Here is an 18,264-nt window from a genome sequence, read left to right on the forward strand (position 1 = left end):
ATGAAAATACTATCTATTTTGTTCCTTACTATCTTTTTAGGCAACGGCTGCGATAGTGCCAAAGCGCAAGATATGGAAAACGCTATTATTGAATACACAGCCAATACCAGAGGATTTTATCAAAAAATAATAGTAAAAAACAAGACCGTCACTATATCCAAAGATCGAGATGGACAGGGTCAAGCGACGCCCATAAAAATCAATGAGGCTGACTGGAAAGAAATAGTAACTTATTTTGATAAGGTAGAAATAGAACAATTGTCAAAATTTAAAGCCCCAAGTGAAAAAAGGTTTCATGATGGCGCGGCAATTGCCAATTTGAAAGTTACATACAAAGGTAAAACCTATGAAACTACAGATTTTGATCATGGCTTTCCGCCAAAGGAAATACAGCAATTTGTTGCTAAAATAAATTCATTTGTTACAGAAGAATAATACCGAAATTAATGCAGCCTGCTATGAAAATTAAAGAAATACAAGACGAAATAGTTGATGAATTTTCCATGTTTGACGACTGGATGGAGCGATACGAATACATTATTGAATTAGGTAAAAAACTGCCAATTATAAAGGACGAATTCAAAACCGAAAACAATATCATCAAAGGATGCCAATCGAAAGTGTGGTTGCAAGGAGAACAAACAGATGACAAAATTGTTTTCACAGCGGATAGCGATGCGATTTTAACCAAAGGAATTATTGCGATTTTAATTCGGACTTTCTCCAATCAAAAAGCTTCGGACATACTAGAAGCAGAAATGGATTTTATTGACCAAATAGGATTAAAAGAACATCTATCGCCTACCCGTGCCAACGGACTGGTTTCGATGATCAAAAATATAAAAATGTACGCCTTGGCATTCGACGCGAAGAACTGATTTCTTAAATCGTTTTGAACCATATAAGGAATATAAGGTCATATAAGTTAATGTAATATAACCAAATAAATTATGACTAAAACATATCTTAAAGATTTAGTGTATCAAGTTAATGGTTGTGCGATTGAAGTACACAAGCATCTTGGACCAGGACTCCTAGAAAGTGTTTATCATAGTTGTTTAAAAAAAGAATTGTCAATTTGGCATATTGATTTTAAAACTGAACTAATAATACCAGTTCATTATAAAGGCTTGGAAGTTGAAACAGGATTACGATGTGATTTGTTAATCGAAAATTGCTTAGTTGTTGAACTGAAAGCGCTTGAAAAAATTTTACCCATACATGAAGCTCAAGTTTTAACCTATATGAAGCTATTGGAAATTCCTATTGGCTTAATACTAAATTTCAATGTAATACATATTTTTAAAGAAGGACAAAAAACCTATGTCAATGAAAGATATAGATATCTAGAAGATTAAACGAATAACTTAAATGACCTTATATTCCTTATATGGTTCAAAAAAATTAATAAAAAATAAATTGTTAATAAAATGACACAAGAAATAGACACCAATGAACTAGGAGAATCAATTGTAAAAATATTAAAAACCATTTACGATCCAGAAATTCCTGTAGATATTTACGAATTAGGATTGATTTACGATGTAATGGTTAATACCGATTATGAAGTAAAAATCCTGATGACCTTAACTTCACCCAACTGCCCGGTAGCTGAAAGTTTACCACGAGAAGTCGAAGACAAAGTAAAATCGATTGCGAGTGTAAAAGATGCTGAAGTAGAAATCACTTTTGATCCGCCTTGGAGTAAAGATTTGATGAGCGAAGAAGCAAAATTAGAATTGGGAATGTTGTAAAATTTGTTTCAGGTTTAAAGTTTAAGGTTGAGCAACTTTAAACTTTAAACCTTTTAAACGTATTCAAATGGAAGAAATCATAAATAAAGTTGCGAATAGTGTTTTGGAAGTTTTCGATCTCGAGGATTATTATCCCTCAGGACTACGAGCACAAATAGATATTTCGCAGTGGCTTTTAGAGGGTTTTTTATTACGCGAGAAAGACTTTCGAGAGGCGCTTAAAAATCACGATTGGTCGCAATACCAAGATCAATATGTAGCGATTCATTGCAGTACCGATGCGATTGTTCCAACCTGGGCATCTATTCTAGTTGCGATACAATTAGCGCCATTTGTAAAGAAAATCATCAATGGAACATTAGAAGATCTTGAAGCGTCTTTATACCAAGAACTTTTGCCCAAAATAGACTTCTCCATGTACCAAAACAAACCGGTAATTATAAAAGGCTGCTCTAGGAAAGCTGTTCCTATGAGAGCTTATGTTTTGGCTGCACAGTACTTACACCCATTTGCCAAAAGTATTATGTATGGCGAAGCGTGCTCTGCAGTGCCATTGTACAAATCGACTAAGAAAGACTAATTTATTGTAATTATTTTATACTTTAGTTGTGGATTTTAAAATGAAAATCATGAATAAAATAGCCTTTTCTTTCGTATTGCTTTTTACCATACTTTCTGCTGCTGCACAAGAAACAGCAACAGACACCGTAAAATATTGGACCAAAAAAGGTAACATTTCGTTACTTTTCAATCAATCAGCTTACAACAAACAATGGTTGGGTGGTGGAACATCAAATGTTGCAGGGAATTTTGGACTAAATTACGACTTCAATTATAAAAAAGATGACGTTGTTTGGGATAATAAACTGATTCTAGCCTACGGTTTAACCAAAATAAAAGGAGATGAAAAAATAGCTAAAACTGATGACCGGCTCGAGCTGAATTCGCTTTACGGAAAGAAAGCCAACGGACAATGGTATTATTCTATGTTTTTTAATTTCAAAACACAAATGGATACCGGTTTAGATAAAAATATGACCAAAATATCCCATTTTTTCTCACCCGCTTATTTTCAATTAGGACCCGGAATGCTTTGGAAAAAAAATGATAACCTAAGTGTGAATTTTTCACCAGCAACAGCAAAACTGATCGTTGTTCATCCTCATTTTACAGAATTAAGTCCCTCTTTTGGCGTAAAGCAAGGCGATGCAACACGATTTGAGTTTGGAGCTAGTATTTCGGCATACTATAAATTTAATATCATGACCAACGTATCTATAGAAAATCGGTTAAATTTATATTCTAATTATTTAGACAAACCACAAAATGTTGATATCGATTACCAGATGAATATTATTATGAAAATCAATAAATACATGTCAGCTAATGTAGCGGTGCAAGCCATTTATGATGACAATTCAATACAAGCCGTTCAAGTTCGAGAAGTTTTTGGATTAGGAGTTAACTACGGATTTTAATAATAGTTCTATTGTACAAGAAATCCCTTTTGCAATAGTTTTCAAAAGGGATTTCGTGTGATGTAGCATCTTTAAATTGACCCATTTTGGCCCTCAGCGTAACAAACATTACAAATTGTTTTTTAAATTAAGAAGACGAATGGCAAATAACTACAACACGACTTGCATAATATTTAATTATTTGTTTATTGTTTTGGTTACAGTTTGCAAAATTCACTAACGATTACCTCAAATCAGCGCGGTTGGGTACAAAATCCTCTTGACATTCTCTATCAAAAATTTACGATAACTGCACAGTGATCATTTACTTTTAATCGGTTCTCCCGTAAAAACGGGACAAGCTGTTCAGCATGAGTTTTATTGTTCGTGCTGCGCACGCAACGAAACTTTATCTGTTATGTGGTGTAGCTTTCATTGTGATTTTTTTCAAATACTAACTTTTTATATTTTAGAAAACGTATTCCAAAAATAGAAAAGACAGACTTCTCGATTATACTGAATTTAGAATTAGCAAAATTGTTTAAGTATTCTGAAATATCATTTTGCATATCTTCAATTTTTGTTTTTGAATTTCCTTTATAATAATCAAACCATTCATTATGGATTTCTATATTATGATCATTTCTGATGCTATAACCCCAGTCAATATTTATAGAATCTTCTGATTCTTCATTAATCGTATCATTCGGGAAAGAGATTTCTATATTTAATGAATTACTACTCTTAAAAGCTATTTTATAATATTCGTCTTTTACAGGAATTGCTTTAAAACCGAGTTTAACTGCGATTTCAAATAAATCTATAAATTTCATTTCATCGTGATTTTTTTTTGCTCTAGGACATAATGTTCTGGCACTAAAGCGGGTTTGGGTTTAAATTATGCCCTATTTTCGTATTTGCCAAATCATCCCAAATATAAAACCAATTTTAAGTTTAGCCTAATGCTGAAATTGCTTGTAGCTGGTATTAATAGCTGGCTTTATTTCTGTTTAAACAACCATTCGATTAATTCATTATTGTCCACAATGCTCCAAGAATGCGGATGCTTACTATTGTCTGGTTTTCTATATCCTTTATTTTGTGTAATTATCAGTTCTGCTTTAGTATTTCCTAATCTGTTCAACTCATTTATCATTGCCGAACATTCAGTAACATTCATCCCAGTAAAATCCTCTGCATTTTCTTTCAACCACCAATTAATATCAGGTTCAGCATAAATTCTCAAAGGAAGTTCTATTAGATTTTTAATATTAGTTTGAGTTGTGTCATTAAATGAATAAGGTGATATTCTATGATAATTTTTTAATGCGGTTTTTGGCGAACCTCCCATTTCTTTTTCCAATTTCTCAATCGTATAAACTCTTTCCTCATCTGGGCTTTTGTTTACGGATAATCTTATCTCTCTTTTACTTGAATTATAAAGGCGTTCAAAGTCAAGCGGTGGGTCAATCGCAAAAATTGCGGTTGGTTTTATCGTCGGATTTTCTGCATATTTAACTGCACAACTTCCGCCAATTGAAAATCCACCAACATAAAATTTTTGGTCAACAAGTTTATGTTTTGAAGTCACGTCTATTAAAATTCTATTAAATGATTGTTGGCTTAAACTATCCACGCCAAAAGAGAATACTCCATCTTGAAAAGTTGGTATAATCGTCAAAATTCCATTCAAAGCTAATTTTTTCGGCAGTTCAGTTTGCCGTAAAACATTTTCGGCTGTTTGTCCAAGTCCTGGTATTAAAAACATGTATCCCTTCCACGGTAAATTGGGTGGATAAATTATAGTATAATGGTTTTTTGTTGTGTCAGCTTTCTCAAGGTAAACCTTTTCAACTTTTAGATTATTTAATTTCTGTCCAATACAACCAAATGAAAGTAGAGAAAAAGTCATTACTATTAGTGTAAATTTCATAATCGTGTCAGTTCTTTGTTTACGCAAGTTTTGGGTTTGCTGCTAACGTTAGTCTATGAAAAAACTTCCGTTTTATTATGCTCAAATATAGCAAATAAGTCCCGATAACCAGCTACGATATATAGTGGCCTTTGTTGAATATATTGATCACACTAAGCTCGATTTTACATAAAAACGCTCAAGATTCCAGGTAGTTCGAGTTTTAATAGAAGGTGTTTCTAAAGCTTTATGTATACGGGTATCTCAACGGAGTTAGAAGCGGTTGAAATCTAGAAATGGAATCCGTGTTGCAATTGATTTAAAAATGATGTGAAAACAAAACTCAATTAAGGATTTCTAAAATAACTTCCATTATGTTTTGGCTTGAAATCGGCTTTACCATATAACCTGACAATGCGCTAATGCTTTTAGCTTTTAAAACATCTTTTTCATCCACAGATGAACTCACCATATAAATTACTACTTTTTTAGGCATCATGGGCTTGATAAGCAGGTATTCCTCCAAAAACTCCCACCCATCCATAACTGGCATGTTTATATCTAAAAATAGAACGTCAGGAATGTTTTCCTTGTTTCCCATCTCATCCTTTAGAAAATTAATTGCTTTCAACCCATTTGAAAACACGATAATCTTATTCACTAGGTCAGTCTTTTTCAGCAAAAGTGATGTAGTAAACTGATAGATATCATCATCATCTACGATGCAAAAAGTTTCAATCTTTTTCATAAATGTTTTTTAAGAAATATTCACAAGTCTGATTCAATTTATTTTACAAAATTAACACATTTTTTTAAATTAAAGAATTATTGACATTGAAGTAGATAATAAATTTTGTTCCTTGATCTACTTTACTTTCAGCATAAATAATACCTCCCATTGTTTCGACTTGATTTTTAGTGATGAACAAGCCTGTACCTTTCGCATCAGGATGGTCATGGAATGTTTTATTTAGCCCAAAAAGTTTTGCTCCGTGCTTCTCTAGATTAATGCCTATTCCGTTGTCTTGGCATGTCAATGTAATCATTCCATCTTCATCGATGTACGATTTAAATATAATTTGCGGTGCTCTTTTAGGCGATCTATAATTAATCGCATTAGTCAATAAGTTTAAAAAAATGCTTTCAAGGTAAACTTTTGGATAATTAATTTTCTCACAAGCATCGAAATCGTAAGCAATAGTGGAATCCGTTTCCTTAATCTGCATTTCCAGATTGATGATATGCTTTGATACAATATCTTGAAAGAAAAGTTCTTCTTTCGGTATTTCAGTGTTTTGGCGTATTCGCACAACATTCGTCAAATCCGTTACTGTACTAGAAAGATTTTCGAAAGCGATATCGATTTTTTCAATAAACATGTTTCGCGTAGCATCATCGGTCTCGTCTTTTAGCAGATTTAACAAAGCGGCTAAATTAGCAACTGGTGATCTTAAATTATGTGAGACGATATACGTAAAATCTTCTAATATCTTCCTCTTTTTCTCTATCCGATCTGCCAAAAGCTCAAGATTATCAATATTACTTTTAAGTTCCAACTCATACAGTTTCTGTTGCGTAATGTTTCTGGTTATTGTTAAGACATCCTCAGGCATTTCACCCGCTAGATTATCAAGTGGTATTATTGACAGTTGAAAATAGTTATTTTGATTGCTATTAGTATGCGTTTCAAATTCAAACGTTTCGGTTTTATTTGTTTTGAAAACAGATTCTACGTGGCGAATGAATGATTCATTTATCTGGTTATCACCTTCCCCTTGAACGTCCCGCATATTCTTACCAATAATATTTTCAGATCCCAAATCCCGAACTTTACTAATCGATTCATTGATAAATTGATAGGTTAAATTTTTATCAATACGTGTAATGATATCCGGATTACTATTTACCAGCGTCTTAAATTGGTTCTCACTAATCGATAACTTTTGGTAGGCAATGGCTAAGTCTTTCGTTTGTTCTTCGATGATTAGCTGCAAATCTGCGGGCGATCGATATTGCAATGCTTTTGGAAGAAAACGGTAAAGCACAAAAACAGTAATCCAAGATATCAATGCGGTCATGCTTAAGACTACTGCATTTAGCCGGTATACCGGAAACCAAAATATAATAGCGTCTACAAAATGCGTAGTGCCGCAAAAAAAGATAAAGAGCATAAAGCATATGAACACCCTATTAAATATTCTTTCTTTCCTATTTTTAACAAATTTATACAAGAGTATCGGGATAGAAAGGTAGGCTAATCCAGTGGCGATATTTGCCATAATGTAAAGCCAACCAAGCGTCTCTGACCATTGCCCGCATATCCATCGAGGCATAAAGCCATCAGAACTGAAAATATTTTCTACGATTTCAAAAATTTCATCCATATTACTTATATATTTTTTTGTGCTATCAGCACTCTATTCTCGACGCATTTATTGCATAACTTACCATTTCCTAAATAATAGTTTTGTGGCTTGCCAATACCGTTAGTTTTTCTAAAAACCTCTAAACAAACACTATTGGGTTACTATAGAAAGTAAATATATATGATTTAAACTACAATAAAAATTCTTTTTTGGGAAAGTCACTTTATGAAATTAAAAAAAGCAGAGCGTAAAAACGTTATAAATAAATGACATTGACGCATCAGGAATTCATCAGGCGTTTTGCGCTGCATATTTTGCCCAAGAATTTTACTTCGTCAGTTTGCCCATTGGGCTCGTGTGTTAAAATCCTTCAATATGGTTTTTCGAGCAGCATTACGTAAAATCGAGATGGGCTATGGAAACCCGAAAAAAACCTTACCCTTTTGCAGAAGAAACTCAATGTAAAAGTGATAGAAAAAGTAGAGAAGAACACCTTTCTACCTAAATGTCCGTGTTATATCCTCCGCGGCGGAAAGCCGGGTAATTTACATCGAATAGCGGTTATTGATCGGCGTGGTCTACCTCCCGAAGCCTCGGAATGGTATTTTGGCGGTAGCCAAAGTATAATCTACTGTGAAATTTAATTTTATGGATAAAGTCACGTGTGCCTAATCCCGAAACTTCGGCAAAGGAAAACACGTAAAAGCCATCTTGATTTTACCGCACAAAAAAAGAGGACACTAAATCCTCTTAATATTCTCTCTCTAAACTTTACGATAACTCCATAGTTCCTGCCAGTGAACGGTTCAGTTCAACACGGGCTTTATTGTTCGTGCTGCGCATGCAACAAAGCCTAGATTTGGGAGAAGGTTTTATTGAATACCCATTTTACCTTGTGTGCAATCAAAGTACAGACTGTTTTTTAAAAATATTTTGTTTCCTAACATTCCTGTCATTCCAGAAAATTTCATCATTGCATATTGTGCTTGCGAATATCCTTCTACATAGGTAACATTTTTTAAGGGAATTACTGCAGAACTGAATTTTATAGTTTGTTTACAATTTGCAGTGTAAGTAGTTAAGACCCTTTCCCAGGATTGCGACTTTTCAATTGTCGTTTTACCATTTACTAATTTCAAATCTTGCCAAACTTCTTTATTGGTTAATAGTTCAAAAGCGCTTGTACCAGAGTCCAATAGAAAATCTTCATGCTTGTCTTTTAAAATTCCACTAACTATAATTTTTCTTTTTTTGAATTCAAAATCGATCAAATTGTCTTGAAATTCAGCTGGCGCTTTCGAAAGGTTTAATGAAATAAAACTTTCTTTGAAATTAATAAGTGTTTTTCTATTTTCCAATACATCTGCGCCGATGGTTCCAACTATTTTAATCGAATCATTTGTTACGTCATTTCCCATTTCAAAAATTTTGAAATGATCCGAACCTATTTTTGTATTTCCAAGTGTAAAAGCGGTTTTTGCAACATTCGAATTTGTTGCGATAGAAGAAATATTCTTGATTGCTTTAGAATAAAAAACGGTGTAAGGAGAACCAGTGTCAAACTGCAAATAGTATGTTATGTCATTACCCTCAAAATGTATTGGAAGCAACACTACATTTTTTTCGCTCCCATACCACTTCAATGGAACAACACCGCTTTCGTTTTCGATGGTTAAATAATTTTCTTCCGGAGTGAATTTTTGATCAAAATAAATGTATCCACCTATTGAAGATAAAACAAATAGTACTAAAAAAGCCAAAACAATTTTCTTTGCAATTTTCATAAGTTATTTTTTTTGGCAAATGTCTACTTATGAAACCGATTTCCTGTCGAAAACAATATGACAATTATACGTCAATCCACTGACGGCTATTATAAAAAATTAATTTTTAGTTTTTTAGGTAAATCTTGCTTTTGGTTTAAACTTACGCCGTTTGCAATTACGAGTGCTAATTGAAGGCCAATAGTTACCAATAATGGGAGTAAAAAAATTGGAAAGCTAAGACTTAAACCTTTTTGTATAAACGGACTTGCTATTAAAGCTACACTTAAAGCTACCGCAATTAGTATTTGAACACTCACAATACTCTTTCCTAATTCTTTATTTATACTGTCCTTTGTTTTGAAGGTCAAAAATAAAGGCACTAAAACTCCACCATATGGAATTAGAATCCCACACAAACTGCTAAAATTAATCAGTTTTACTCTATCAACATTGGTGCTTTCGTCGGTCGGCTGTAGTTTATCTGGGGCAATTTCAAATATATTGGCAAGGGCTAGCAGCGTACAACCTTTTGGTATATTTCCAGCTTCAATACGTTGAATGGTTCTTAAGGACAGACCGGTTTGTTCTGCAAGTTCACTTTGTGTTAAGTTGTTTTGTTCTCGTAATTGTTGAATTTTAGATTTCACTAAATTTTATTTGGGGTTTCTGTTAAACTTTCTGCTAGCGTTCCCGCTACTACAGCGGGTTTGGGAATAAATTAATCCCAGTTTTTCGGATTTGCCAATCGAGCGATAACGAACAGGCGAAGTAAATCATTTCAAATACAAAACCAATTTCAAATTAAGCCTAATACCCAAATTGCTTGTTGCTGGTGTTGGCGGATCGGTTACTTTATTTTTTTCAATTTCACTAAATATCTAAATCCAGTTGAAAAACCCATAGATTGAGTCCTATATGACCCAGAATTTTGATTAATTTTTGAAATTCCAGCATCACCATTAAATTCTAAAAAAATCACAAAATTATCGTTTAGGATAAGTTTGTCGATTCCAATCGCATATAAAAAAGTTACTTCATTATTTTTTATTATAAGAGGTTCATTTATTTTTTCAAATGCAATTAATTCATTTACAGTTCCCTTATAAATATTCTCATTATCTAGTTTGTTGTAACCAAATCCTAAATCTGCATAAATCCCAAAATCATTACCAAGACTTCCAGCTCTTCTGTAATTCAGATTAAAAGATTTTGAATTAAAATTATATTCAGCATCAGAAAATTTATCACTTTTCGAACCTCTTTGACTATTTAAAAATTCAAAATGAATACCATTTGTTGTGTTTGTATGAGGGTTATTAAAATAATAAATAATTGAAATCCCTTCATTAATATTCCATAATGCATTTCCAATAACAGCCCTTCCTTCGGTAATTCTAGAATTTACCATGTTAGTAAATCCATAACCAACATTCGCCCCAAATTCTATTTGTTGAGAAAATCCAATTTGAGTAATTATTAAACAAATTGGTATTAATTTTATTTTCATTTCTAATCTTTTTATTTTTTAAATATTTATAAATCTTTATTAGTATATTTTTATTTAATTATTGAAACAATTCTTTTCGTAGTCAATAATAAATTCAACTAATTTTTCTATATTTTTAATTTTGATTTCATCTTTAGTGAGTTTATCGAATTAAATTTTACAGTCAGTAAATTTTGCCAACATTTCTTTTTGGGTTATTAGTCTACTAAATCCATTTGCGTTTAATTCAATCAATTTTTCTTGATTTGGATTTTTCACTAATAGTACGCTAAAAATTTGAAAATAGGGACTTTGTCTAGTTTCTACTTTTATTAATCTTCGATACAATTTGACTTTGTTTGAATAATATCTTTCTGCAAAAAAGTTATTATTAACATTGTCATATGTTATGATTTTATTATTCTCCATTTTAATTTTGAAAGATTTTAAATCCTTTGGATAATAATCTTTTGATATACCATTATTTAAAACTGTTATTTTTTCTTGAATTGATAATATTTTATTGCCTTTGAAAATCATATTTCCTTTGATTAAAATTTGCACACTTAAACTGTCATTTTGATTAGTGGTTATTTGTCCATAATAAGTTTGAGAAAAGCATAAAGAAAATTGTAAAAAGAATATAGTAGAGAATAGTAATTTCATGATTTTTTGGTGTTTCTATTTTTTGTGTCTTTTATTTGTTTCATATTTTTTGACGATTTTGAGCTTTACTGTCCGCTAATGTCAGTCTGTGAACAAACTTCCGTATTATTATCCTCAAATATATCAATAAGTCCCGATAACTAGGTATGATTTAAGATGCCTTTGTTGAGTATATTGCTCTCTCTAAACTTGATTTTGCTGCAAAACGCTCAAGACTGAAAGCCCTCTTGACATTCTCTCTCAAAACTATACGAAAACTCCATAGTTCCTGCCAGTGACCAGTTCTCCCGTAAAAACGGAACGGGCTGTTTATCCGGAGTTTCATTGTTCGTGATGCGTACGCAACGAAAACCTTATCTGTTAGGCAACTTTTATTTTTTGAATGTTTCGATTATCTTTTTTACATCGCTTCGCAAAATTTCTAATGTTGTTTGTTTATCAACTAAAATTTTTTCTTTTTGTGGTTTATCTGTAAATTGATACCAATATGGATCTTCTTTCAAAAGATAAAAATTAGTTGGCAACTCTTTGATTTTAATAAATTCAGAATCTCCATCTAATGTTACAATTTTCTCTGCATAATCATTCCCTGTATTCGCCTTAAAAATACTTTTTAAAGCTTTTCTGTTGGGATTTGGTAAACTATGGATTTCCTCATATAAAAAACCAACTTTTGATTTTTCAGAAAAGCAAATTGCAGTTACATATTCTTTATTACTAATCCTAACTATTATGAATGTTGATAACCACTCAAATCCTGCATTTTTCATTTCTTCTTCTAAGACTTCTGCAACTTCATATTTATTAACCCAAGCGGTCGTTAATTTATGATTCGGTATATATTTAACGAAAGAATCATAATAATTTTCAGATGTGATTTTTTGAGAATAGAGAGGTAGAGCAATTAAGGAAAATAATAAGAAAATTTTTTTTTTTCATTTCGTTTTTAAATTATTGTTGATTTAAATGATGTACAATGTTTGGTCGCTTGGCGATGTGGCTGACTATGAAATCCTAATCTTTCGGTTAATGACTAATCTTCAAAATACAAAACCAATTTCAAATTAAGCCTAATACCCAAATTGCTTGTAGCGTGTTATGAAATGTTTTTTTATTTAGATAATAGTTCAGCTTTAAAATTTAGTAAATCTTTCTTAATTAAAAAATATCCTCTTGAAATTAGATAACTATAATCATTAAGGGATTTAAAAAGAATTTGTAATTCATAATCGATGTATTCATCGTTTGCAAAATACACCCAATTCTCTTTTAAGTATTTATCAAAATTTTCTTTAATCAATTCCGTTAGCTCTGATTTGTAAAGTTCATTTTCTAAAATAATTGAAATCTCTTTTTTTAGTTCCGTTTCCAATTTTTTGAGACTATTGAAATTGGATTTTATTTGCTCGAATGGTGTAACATTACTAACAAATTCTGTTGCATTTAGCAAATTAAGATATAATTCCGATTTTTGGTCGTGTTCTTTATCATTTTTAAAAAATGCAATGTATTGTGATTTTAGCTCTGTTTCTAATCCTTTTTCTTTCGCTAAATAATAAAAATGAGAATAAATACTGATATCATTATTAGTTATTTCAACTTTCAAATTTTCTTTTTCTTTTTCGATTTTTGGAATTAATAAGCTAGTTTCTTTTGCTTTAAATTTTTGACCGTCGTAATCAAATGTTTTTATAAAAAAAACTTTACTCTCAATATTTAACAAAGTGTTTTTGTCATTTTCTAGCGCAATAAAATCATAAATCATATCTATCTTTTCTTTATTAAAAAACATTTCTACATTTTGATTTGTATTTGAAGATTCTACACCTTTTATTTCGAAATAATTTGGGTTTTTATTGTCATAGTAACCATTGTAAACTTTGTTAAAAGTATTTTTTTCATAGTTTTGAATATATTCAGTTTTAAAATCCTCAATTTGTAGGGACAATAATTTATCTGAATTTTCAACGAATGAAAACAATTTATTTGTTAAGTTTTGTTGAAGTGTTTCTATGGAAAGAAACAATGAGTTTGCCGATTCTTGATTTGAATTTTCTTTAGTAATATTTAATCTTTCAAGATTTGAAATTCTCTCATCTGTACTCGGATGAGAAGCCCATTGGTCTTTTATAATTAGTTTAGATTTATTAAATTTACTTAAATCCAAAGAAGAAACTAATGGTAAATCATTCTTAAATATCAATTCGCTTTCGTTTGCTAAAAAGATTAAAACAAAATTTTGTTCTTTGTAAATATTTTGACTTTTAATGTTTTCCGATAATTTGTTTTCATAAAAGTTAATCACTGAATTATAAGAGTGGTCTGCTAAATCCATTCTTAACAATGATTCTTTTAGAGGTAAAAAACCTGCAACATTTGCAGCAACTTCATCAGCGTGAAATTCCATTTCTCTTGAAAGTGCTAGATAGTTGATATTTATGTAATCATACATTTTTTTTAAAATCCATTGTATTGCTTCAATAATTCTTAATGCAATCACAACAAAAATTGAAAAATAACCACTTACATTTGCCCATTTTTGAATCATTTTATCAAATGACTCATTATCAAAAAGCATATTAAAGATTATTTGATTTACATTATAAACGTAACTTCCACCTTTCATACTTTTTTGTGAAAAATGACCAAATTCGTGAGCCATAATTGCTTTAAATTCTTGTTCAGTAATTGTGTTTACAAGCCCTAAACCAATCTGTAAGTTTTTCTTAATTAGAAAAAACATACTCCAAAAACTTGAATCATAAAATACACTTGCGTTTACATCTGTGGATAAATATATTTTTTTGGGAAAATCTGTTTCAACTTCCTTAACGATATCACTTATAAATCTAAACAACTTAGGTTCAGTTTGTTCTGTAATTTCGGTCAAGTGACTTCTGTCAATTTTGTGTTTTTTGAAAATAAATTTGAACAGAAACGCAAGTATAAAAAACCCTAAACTTGCTAAACCAATACCTAAACCAAGAGTAATTGCCATTGGTTTTGCTGCAATAATATAAAATCCTCCTACAACACTTAATATTGTTAAACCTATTGCTAAAAATAAAAGCACAATGTAAACTATTAAAAATAAAGCAATTGAAATAATTGCTTTTGTTGTCATTTTTTTAAAATTATTCGAAACTTCAATATTCATTTTTTTATTTTTTCTTATTTTCTATTTTTTTGGTAAAAATTGCATATCTTATTTCTGCTTTGAGATGGCTGGAAGTTCGTAACCGCACAAATTTAGGCTTAACGAAAACTTGATGCGAAACGATAATTCCACTAAATTCCAGCTAACTCAAAACGGCTGTTGTGCGATCGCTTTTTTATTTATAATCTATTTTCCAGTTTAAATTCTCCAATTCTTCTTTCGAATATTTCTTCAAGATTAAATTCTGTGTAGTTTTTAATCTTTCAAAATTTTCATTCGGGTTTATATATTCTATCGAGTCAAAATACATAACAGTTATAATTTTTTCGGCAGGATGTTTGTCTACTATTTCAGAATCTTGTTTACCAAGCCCGATTCCTATGTCTGAGGAATGATTTTTCTTTAAGTAATAATTAAAACTTTCGTTTTTAGAGTTTATAAATGTTCTACAATATAAACCTTTTTCAGAAGTATTATAAATAGTAATATGATGTTCACCCTGATGGCAACACCCGATAAATAAAAAAAACAAATTAAAGTCAAATATTTCATCTCAGTTTTTAAACTTTTTGTACTTCTAAATCAAGTTCTGTTTCGCTCAAATGGAAAATTATTTTACCATTGACTTCTACTATAATTATTTTCAAAATATTGTATCCATCAGATTGGTTACCAACATTAATTACATAATCATTTTTGTTTAATTTCCATTTAGAATTATTTGTCATATTTGTTAGCATAGAAAACAACTTTGAATTGTCAGTTGTTGTTAGTTTGAAGTCTGAATTCTCTTTAAATTCAAACAATGCAGTATTAAAACTTTTTACGATATCTTTTAGGTTCGGATTGTCAATTTTTTTCAAAACGTTAATCACTTTCCATTTTCCAATTATACTTTTTTGAGTGATTTCTTGAGAAACTATGTTATTAGAAAACATTAAAATTGATAAGATAAAAAAATAATTTTTCATTATTCTATATTTTGGTTTTGTTTAATTAGTTTTGGTTTGTACGTTTTATAGTAAAGTGCCGCACAACGTCAGTCTGTGAAAAAACTTCCGTTTTACTATGCTCAAATATAACAAAAAACTTATATTAAAAGAAGATTTTTCGTATTTTTAAGGATACAGCACATCACAAGTATTTCTCGTAAACAAGTGCGTTTTTCCTGTTTAGAAGATACTATCAGTCCGGATAACCAGGTACGATTTAAGATGCCTTTGTTGCGTATGTTAATCTCTCTAAGCTCGATTTTGCTTTAAAAACGCTCAAGACTGAAAGCACTCTTGTGATTCTCTCTCAAAACTTTACAATAAATGCGTAGTTCCTGCCAGTGACCAGTTCTGCCATAAAAACGGGACAGGCTGTTCAACTGGTGTTTCATTGTTCGTGCTGCGTAAGTAACAAATCTCTAGCTGTTGTGTGACGTAGATTACTGTTATTTTAATAAGTACTTTTACTCTTTCAAAAACAAATTCGGCTTTTTTGTCTATTACAATCATATCAAAATCATTTATAGGAACATCCGAAAATGCAGTTATGATTCAAGTTTGGATGGCTTTAATTACCATTCTCATTCTAAAAACATTAAAAGCACAATCAAAATTTGATTGGTATTTGTCCAATTTAGTCTCTTTTATATGATTGAATCTTTTCGTTAAAATTGCCTTGCAAAAATGGTTAGATAAACCATTTGAAGAACACATATAACCTCCTCCAGAAAACATGCAATAGGTTCTATTTTAAAAAATTGCCATTTCAATGTATAAACTCAATAAATGGTCGAATTTTATATGTCTTAATTTTATTTAGCACAGTATTGAGAATTAATAACAAAATAATGCTATATTCACAAGTTATTAACCAAAAATAAACCAATATGACATTTAAACTTTTTAGATTCGTACTCGTAACCGCTATTGTATTCACCTCGTGTAGCAGAGATGAAAATGAAAATCAAACCGTAAAGGTAAATGCTTTGCAAAAAGAACCGTTGACCCCAACACAAATTAACGCCACAATTAATCAAGTTTTGTCTTCAAACAAACAGTTTCATTGGAGTGAAATGTCTAGTCAAATGATTTGGAGTGCCGCTTTACAAGGACAAAACTTAATCACAGTTGGTTTTGGAAATTCTGAAACTGATTACGATAGAAGTAAATCATCTAACAATCAAAAAATGCAAGACGATTTACTGCAACTTATTTCTAAATATGAAGGTAAAGAAATTAAGGACATTTTAGTTTCTTCGGATGCATTTTTAAATCTGATGGATGTTGTGATCACCAAACAAGAAACCGTTCTTGCCTTAAGACAAACTAAATTTGTTAGATACGTTGAGCCTGCTGATTACCGCTTTCTAGGTGAAACTCCAAAAAATCAAAACGAGAAATCAAGCTCCAGCACAAGCTCCGGTTGCGGGTTTGAAGCTTCTACTTTAAACACCACCGATTTTACTACTGTCACTCCTAATGCAAGAGTGCCTTGGGCATTTTACCAACATAATATTCCATCGGCTTGGAATGTCAGCACCGGAAGAGGAATTACAATAGGCGTTATAGATACTGGTACTTCACCAAACCAAACTTTACTAGGCTCTAGTTTTAACAACGGTTTATCAACTGGTCGTACTATTCAAAAATTTGGAACATTTGTAGATTCTATTTGGCCATGGAGCACAGCAACAGATGGTTCTAGTGATTTATGTGGGCACGGAACCAGCATGTCATCAGTAGCTACTGCGCCAAGAAATGACAAAGGATTACCTGTTGGGGTTGCTTATAATGCTAACTTAGTAACCTATAGAGCGGCAGAAAACGTATTACTAGAAGGCTACCACGAGCAAAATGGTGTTAAAGATGCCTTTACTGGTTTAGGAAACAATCCAAATGTAAAAATTATTTCTATGTCTATGGGATACATATTTTCGGTAGGGAAAATTTCTGATGCTGTAAAATACGCTCACAGCCGAGGCAAATTGATATTTTGCGCCGGAGGAACTTCTACAACATTCACCACTTTTGTTGGAGTTATTTTCCCTGCTTGGATGCCCGAAGCAGTGGCTGTAACTGGAGTTAAAGAAGGTACTACTTATCAAAAATGTGATGTTTGCCACACTGGAGATAAAATTGATTTCACCATTGCCATGCAAAGAGCCACAGGAGGAAACACAGTTCCTGTTACAAGTTACTACGACAATCAATCTGATTATGTGGGTGGTTCATCAGTAGCTACTGCCACTACTGCAGGAATTGCAGCATTAGTTTGGGCCAAAAATCCAACTTGGACAAGAGATCAAGTACTCACAAAAATGAAACAATCCTCAAGATATTACCCAACTAAAAATCCTGATTTTGGTCACGGAAACATTGATGCTTTAAAAGCCGTTCAATAAACTGTAAAAAAGCAAAACCACTTAATGCTAAAAAGATTAAGTGGTTTTTTTATGTTCAATAATTTTGAATTTATAACAAAGTCGTAAGAGTAGTTTGTATGTCTTTCATACGTACTGGAATTATTTCGGCGGTTACAATTTTAATAACTCCATTTTTATCCAAAATTAAGCTTGTTGGATATGCATCAATTTTAAGTTTTTCTATCTGTTTACCTGAATTAGTAATATGTTTATAATCAAACTTGTGCTTTTTTAAAAATACCTCAACCGCTGCCAAGTCATCAAAGGTAATGATGATAAAGTTGA

Annotated in this window: 20 protein-coding genes and 1 pseudogene; 8 read left to right on the top strand and 13 right to left on the bottom strand. The window is 31.4% G+C overall.

The genetic code is table 11. The features are described from left to right. The 6 genes from ACNQGO_RS03735 to ACNQGO_RS03760 all read left to right on the top strand — a co-directional run bounded on the left by ACNQGO_RS03735 (position 1) and on the right by ACNQGO_RS03760 (position 3,232). Positions 1-435: a hypothetical protein gene (locus tag ACNQGO_RS03735; RefSeq protein ID WP_417967636.1), complete on the top strand. Its 435-nt coding sequence runs from the start codon at positions 1-3 to the stop codon at positions 433-435. A gap of 23 nt (positions 436-458) precedes the next feature. Next, positions 459-878 (top strand): SufE family protein, encoded by a 420-nt coding sequence (locus ACNQGO_RS03740; RefSeq protein WP_417967638.1) that lies wholly within the window; start codon positions 459-461, stop codon positions 876-878. 72 nt (positions 879-950) lie between these two features. Beyond that, positions 951-1,358 (top strand): GxxExxY protein, encoded by a 408-nt coding sequence (locus ACNQGO_RS03745; RefSeq protein WP_417984246.1) that lies wholly within the window; start codon positions 951-953, stop codon positions 1,356-1,358. A 72-nt stretch (positions 1,359-1,430) separates the two neighbouring features. Next, positions 1,431-1,754 (top strand): SUF system Fe-S cluster assembly protein, encoded by a 324-nt coding sequence (locus tag ACNQGO_RS03750; protein ID WP_417967642.1) that lies wholly within the window; start codon positions 1,431-1,433, stop codon positions 1,752-1,754. Positions 1,755-1,821: 67 nt separating this feature from the next. Then, positions 1,822-2,334, top strand: coding sequence for a DUF2480 family protein (locus ACNQGO_RS03755; protein ID WP_417984248.1), 513 nt, complete (start codon positions 1,822-1,824; stop codon positions 2,332-2,334). 49 nt (positions 2,335-2,383) lie between these two features. Further along, entirely contained in the window at positions 2,384-3,232 is an 849-nt protein-coding gene (locus ACNQGO_RS03760) for a DUF3078 domain-containing protein (RefSeq protein WP_417984250.1), read from the top strand. Between the two features lie 395 nt (positions 3,233-3,627). On the opposite strand, the gene ACNQGO_RS03765 is transcribed toward ACNQGO_RS03760, so the two are convergent. The 4 genes from ACNQGO_RS03765 to ACNQGO_RS03780 form a co-directional block, all read right to left on the bottom strand. Next, positions 3,628-4,044 (bottom strand): hypothetical protein, encoded by a 417-nt coding sequence (locus tag ACNQGO_RS03765; protein ID WP_417984252.1) that lies wholly within the window; start codon positions 4,042-4,044, stop codon positions 3,628-3,630. Positions 4,045-4,211: 167 nt separating this feature from the next. Then, positions 4,212-5,144, bottom strand: a complete 933-nt coding sequence (locus ACNQGO_RS03770) for an alpha/beta hydrolase family protein (protein ID WP_417947095.1) — start codon at positions 5,142-5,144, stop codon at positions 4,212-4,214. 322 nt (positions 5,145-5,466) lie between these two features. Beyond that, positions 5,467-5,871, bottom strand: coding sequence for a response regulator (locus ACNQGO_RS03775; RefSeq protein WP_417947097.1), 405 nt, complete (start codon positions 5,869-5,871; stop codon positions 5,467-5,469). Between the two features lie 64 nt (positions 5,872-5,935). Continuing rightward, entirely contained in the window at positions 5,936-7,507 is a 1,572-nt protein-coding gene (locus ACNQGO_RS03780) for a sensor histidine kinase (RefSeq protein WP_417947099.1), read from the bottom strand. Positions 7,508-7,755: 248 nt separating this feature from the next. Between ACNQGO_RS03780 and ACNQGO_RS15400 the strand changes: the two are divergent. Next, positions 7,756-8,133: pseudogene (locus tag ACNQGO_RS15400) on the top strand (hypothetical protein); the annotation flags it as partial. Positions 8,134-8,361: 228 nt separating this feature from the next. Here the strand turns inward: ACNQGO_RS15400 and ACNQGO_RS03790 are convergent. The 9 genes from ACNQGO_RS03790 to ACNQGO_RS03830 form a co-directional block, all read right to left on the bottom strand. Then, a complete protein-coding gene (locus ACNQGO_RS03790) occupies positions 8,362-9,273 on the bottom strand; it encodes a hypothetical protein (protein ID WP_417947103.1) in 912 nt (303 codons plus the stop codon). A gap of 89 nt (positions 9,274-9,362) precedes the next feature. Next, positions 9,363-9,902 carry a helix-turn-helix domain-containing protein gene (locus tag ACNQGO_RS03795; RefSeq protein ID WP_417947105.1) on the bottom strand — a complete coding sequence of 180 codons (540 nt, stop codon included), beginning with the start codon at positions 9,900-9,902 and terminating at the stop codon, positions 9,363-9,365. Between the two features lie 200 nt (positions 9,903-10,102). Further along, complete coding sequence (locus ACNQGO_RS03800; protein ID WP_417947107.1) at positions 10,103-10,762, bottom strand: hypothetical protein; 660 nt, start codon at positions 10,760-10,762, stop codon at positions 10,103-10,105. Between the two features lie 150 nt (positions 10,763-10,912). Beyond that, positions 10,913-11,407, bottom strand: a complete 495-nt coding sequence (locus tag ACNQGO_RS03805; protein ID WP_417947109.1) for a hypothetical protein — start codon at positions 11,405-11,407, stop codon at positions 10,913-10,915. Between the two features lie 371 nt (positions 11,408-11,778). Then, the gene (locus ACNQGO_RS03810; protein WP_417947110.1) at positions 11,779-12,177 is read right to left on the bottom strand and encodes a hypothetical protein; all 399 of its coding nucleotides are present in this window, start codon (positions 12,175-12,177) and stop codon (positions 11,779-11,781) included. A gap of 341 nt (positions 12,178-12,518) precedes the next feature. Next, the gene (locus ACNQGO_RS03815) at positions 12,519-14,564 is read right to left on the bottom strand and encodes a M48 family metallopeptidase (protein WP_417984254.1); all 2,046 of its coding nucleotides are present in this window, start codon (positions 14,562-14,564) and stop codon (positions 12,519-12,521) included. A gap of 175 nt (positions 14,565-14,739) precedes the next feature. Beyond that, complete coding sequence (locus ACNQGO_RS03820; RefSeq protein ID WP_417984256.1) at positions 14,740-15,096, bottom strand: hypothetical protein; 357 nt, start codon at positions 15,094-15,096, stop codon at positions 14,740-14,742. 28 nt (positions 15,097-15,124) lie between these two features. Next, on the bottom strand, positions 15,125-15,535 hold the full coding sequence (locus ACNQGO_RS03825) for a hypothetical protein (RefSeq protein WP_417984258.1): 411 nt from the start codon (positions 15,533-15,535) through the stop codon (positions 15,125-15,127). A gap of 336 nt (positions 15,536-15,871) precedes the next feature. Beyond that, positions 15,872-16,066, bottom strand: a complete 195-nt coding sequence (locus ACNQGO_RS03830) for a hypothetical protein (protein WP_417946955.1) — start codon at positions 16,064-16,066, stop codon at positions 15,872-15,874. 377 nt (positions 16,067-16,443) lie between these two features. Between ACNQGO_RS03830 and ACNQGO_RS03835 the strand changes: the two genes are divergently transcribed. Further along, positions 16,444-17,958 (top strand): S8 family peptidase, encoded by a 1,515-nt coding sequence (locus ACNQGO_RS03835; RefSeq protein ID WP_417946954.1) that lies wholly within the window; start codon positions 16,444-16,446, stop codon positions 17,956-17,958. Positions 17,959-18,264 lie beyond the last annotated feature (306 nt).

The sequence above is a fragment of the Flavobacterium frigidum genome (genome assembly GCF_048286735.1).
GTDB lineage: Bacteria > Bacteroidota > Bacteroidia > Flavobacteriales > Flavobacteriaceae > Flavobacterium.